A 3,688-nucleotide genomic window follows, 5' to 3' on the forward strand; every position below is an offset into this window, starting at 1 on the left:
GTGTGCCAGTTGTTCTGCCAAGGGCATGGCTGGTTGGCTACGTTCGGAAGGGATAACCGCTGAAAGCATCTAAGCGGGAAGCCTGCTTCGAGATGAGGTCTCCCACAGGGTAGCCTGGTAAGGCCCCCGACTAGATGATCGGGTTGATAGGCCGGAGGTGGAAGTGCGGTGACGCATGGAGCTGACCGGTACTAATAGGCCGAGGGCTTGTCTTCGAAGGTGCTACGCGTCCACTGTGCGGTTCCCAGCTGTATGGCCGGTCTGGGTTACTGGTTGTATAGTTGAATAGNGTTTCGGTGGTTTTGGCGAAGGGGAAACGCCCGGTCTCATTCCGAACCCGGAAGCTAAGCTCTTCAGCGCCGATGGTACTGCATGGGGGACTGTGTGGGAGAGTAGGACGCCGCCGGACTTACACAAAGTGTGGGGTTGCCTTTTTAAGGCAACCCCACACTTGTTTTGTGCGTGGACGATCCCCGGCGTGCGGCTGAGGCCGGTTCCGGCGTTGTCCTCCGGCGGCGTTCGGCGCCAGGCCGGTCGGGGATCAGACCGGCCCGGACTCGCTGCCGGCGTGGCGGCGCCGACCGGCTGGGAGCGGCGGCGTCGGGCATACCCCGTACTGTGGACATCGCTGCGGGCATCCCGCGGATCGGCGTCCGGATCCTCGTCGAGGTCTCCTCCGACGCCGCGGCGGACCGCGCCGGGGCAGACCGGTGGGTCCATGCCCTCCTGGCAGAGCACACATCAGATCCGCGGCCGCCGACCGCGGCGCATGCGGGACGAAGGGGAACGGCCGGTCATGGCGAGGGAAGACAGAGCGAATGAGCGCGGCACATCGGTGCCGTACGCCTCCGACCGGCCCCAGCGGCGTGACCGGGAGCCCGGGCGGGACGGTACCCCTCGGCGCGGTGGCCGGTCCGGCCCGGACGGTGCGTTCGGGGGAGCACCGCGCCGTGACCATGCGGCGGGTGGCGCCGGGCGGGGTGCAGCTCCGGCCCGGTCGGCGGCGCCGCGTGCCGGTGGCACCCGGGGGCAGAGCGCTACCCGCGGCGGCTGGTCCGGCGATGCCGCCAGCGGCGCGGGCCGAGCCAGGTCCGGGCAGGTCCGGCGGCTGACCGACGCCGCCCCCGGCCGAGGCTCTCGGCCAACCGGGGCAGGCCGCCGTTGGGCCGACCGGACGGAGGGCGAGAGCGGTGGGTATGGCCGGGCCGATTCACCGGCCCGGCGGCCGCGGCCTGCCGGCGACTCCGGCGGTGGTCCGGACGGGGGTGCGCGCTTTCCGCGGACCGACCGCCCGCGAAATGACCGCCCGCAGGGTGGGCAGGGTTCGTCCGGCGGCGACCGCTTCGATCGGCGCGGGCCGGCCGGGGCGTCCTTCGGTGCCGGCCAGCCCCGTGACGACCGAACCGGCGGGGACCGTCAGGGCGGCCCCGGCTTTCGTCAGGGCGCGGGTGCCAGCGGTGGCGGGCGTGCTGGCGGGGCGGCGCGCGGCGGCGTCGGCCGTGCGGGGCAGGTCCCGGGGCGGATGACGGCGGAGTCGGCGTGGCGGGTTCGCCGCGGCCGGCCGGGTGCGGATGAGCGGACCGCCACCGGCGGCCACCGTACCGGCGCCCCGGACGCGCAGCGCCGCCCATTCCGGGAGCCGTCGCGCGACCGGAACGACCGTCGTGACGACGGTGCCCGCAGGTACGGTGCGGCCGGTACCACCGAGCGTGGCACCGACCGCGGCGCGCCCGACCGCGGCATGGCGCACGGACGCGTGCAGGCTGAGCGGCCGTCGCGTCCCGAGAGCGCTGCCGGCCGCGGCGGGTGGCAGCGGGCCGAGTCCGGCCAGGGACAGGGACGCGGAGGGCCCGCTGCCCGGCCGTGGACCGCCGGGCAGCGGCCGTCCACCGGAACCCGAACGCCGTCCGAACGGCCACGGGTCGCCGGTGGCGAGCGGCCGCCCCGCCAAGGCCAGGACCAGCGTCCCCGCCAGGACCAGCGAGATGGCCGGGAGCAGCGGCCGTGGGAGCGCGGCCGGGAGCGTGTGGCACCGGACCGTGATCCGTCGGCGCGTGACGGCCGATCCGACAGGTGGTCGTCCAACCGTCCGGCGAACACGCGGCCCGCTGGCTCCACGGCCGGCGACGATCGTAACGATCGTCGTGACGCACCCGCCGCGCCCCGACCGGCCGCGGCGGACGGCGCCGAGCGGCGCGAGTACCGCGAGCAGCGGTCATGGCGCGACGGGGCTGGCTCCGGCGTCCCCGATGCAGGTACTCGAGGCTCGGGCGCAGGTACTCGAGGCGCTGGCGCCGGCCCTCGGGGCGCGGGTGCTCGGGACGCGGGTGGCCGTGGGGAACGCGCCGGTGCACCGGGCGCGCGGGGTAACGGCGCCCCCCGAGGCGCCGCGGCGCGCGGGGCGAGCCAGGGGCGCGGGGCCCCGCAGGGACGCGGTGGGCGACCAGGTGGACCTGGCCGTCCCGACGATCGGCGGGGGGACCGTCCGGATCGGTCGGCCCGGCCGGATCGCACCGATGTCGGCAGCCGGCGGCCCCGGGTGCAGACCCCGCCGCTGCCGGACGAGGCCCGCGCGGACATGCTCGACCACGACGTCCGCCGCTCGCTGCGGGGGCTGCCGACGAATCTGGCGGACACGATCGCCCGGCATCTCGTCGCGACCGCGCTCCTGCTCGACGACGATCCGGCCGCGGCCCTCGCCCATGCGCGGGCCGCCGCCGACCGGGTGCCCCGCCTTCCCGCCGTGCGTGAGGCGGTCGGCATCGCGGCCTACCACGCCGGCGAGTACGCCACGGCGCTCGTCGAGCTGCGGGCCGCCCGGCGGATGGACGGTTCGGGCCACAACCTGCCGCTGATGGCGGACAGCGAGCGCGGCCTCGGTCGGCCCGAGCGGGCCATCGCCTACCTGCGCGATCCGCAGGCCGACGAACTGGACCCGGCGGCCCGCGCCGAGATGCTGATCGTGATCTCCGGGGCGCGCCGGGACCTGGGCCAGCCGGAGGCCGCCGTCGTGCTGCTGCGCGACCTCGCCACCGCGAAGGGCGCGCCGGCGCCGTGGGCTCCGCGGCTCTGGTACGCCTACGCCGAGGCGCTGCTGGCCGCCGGCCGTCCCGAGGAAGCGGCCCGGTGGTTCACCTCCGCCGCGGCCGTCGACGACGGCGAGACGGACGCGGCCGCTCGCGCTTACGAGATCGTCACCGGCCAGCCGATGCCCGAGGACGAGGACGTCGAGTCCGAGGCGGACGTCGAGTCCGAGGCGGTGAACGCCGTCGAGCTGCTGGGCGGCGGGCAGGCAGCCACGGATCAGGAGGCCGCAGCCGGCGTCACCGGTTCTGGCGATTCCTCGGCAGCGGGCGCCACCGATTCGGTCGACATCACGGATGCCGATCCGGATTTCGGGGGCTCCGCCATCGAGGAGCCGAACGTCGTTGATGCGCCGGATGCCACGAGCGCAGGAGATCTGGCTGACTCGGGCGATCTGGCGGATGCGGGGGATCTGGCCGACTCGGGGGACGTCACCGCAGCGGTGGTGAATCCGGCGGATTCGGCGGAAGCGGATTCGGGGGAAGCAGCGGAGCGGTCACACGATCCGTCCTAGAAGATCACTGAAAATCTTGCGGGGTGCTGGTGGGGGTGGATGGCCGTGGTTTAAGGGGGTGCGGCGGTCAGGGTCCAGCCGTTGGTGCTG

General features: G+C 74.6%; 2 protein-coding genes and 2 rRNA genes. 3 read left to right on the forward strand and 1 reads right to left on the reverse strand.

Annotation, left to right across the window (positions count from 1 at the left end; translation table 11 throughout):
- Nucleotides 1-215: ribosomal RNA gene (locus tag UK82_RS30435) — 23S ribosomal RNA — on the forward strand; the annotation flags it as partial.
- A 77-nt stretch (nucleotides 216-292) separates the two neighbouring features.
- A 5S ribosomal RNA gene (gene rrf / locus UK82_RS30440) occupies nucleotides 293-409 on the forward strand.
- Between the two features lie 801 nt (nucleotides 410-1,210).
- Here rrf and UK82_RS30445 read toward each other — a convergent pair.
- Nucleotides 1,211-1,951 (reverse strand): hypothetical protein, encoded by a 741-nt coding sequence (locus tag UK82_RS30445; protein ID WP_044887511.1) that lies wholly within the window; start codon nucleotides 1,949-1,951, stop codon nucleotides 1,211-1,213.
- 588 nt (nucleotides 1,952-2,539) lie between these two features.
- Between UK82_RS30445 and UK82_RS30450 the strand changes: the two genes are divergently transcribed.
- Complete coding sequence (locus tag UK82_RS30450) at nucleotides 2,540-3,598, forward strand: lipopolysaccharide assembly protein LapB (RefSeq protein WP_044887512.1); 1,059 nt, start codon at nucleotides 2,540-2,542, stop codon at nucleotides 3,596-3,598.
- Nucleotides 3,599-3,688 lie beyond the last annotated feature (90 nt).

Source organism: Frankia sp. ACN1ag, assembly GCF_001414035.1.
GTDB classification, from domain to species: domain Bacteria; phylum Actinomycetota; class Actinomycetes; order Frankiales; family Frankiaceae; genus Frankia; species Frankia torreyi.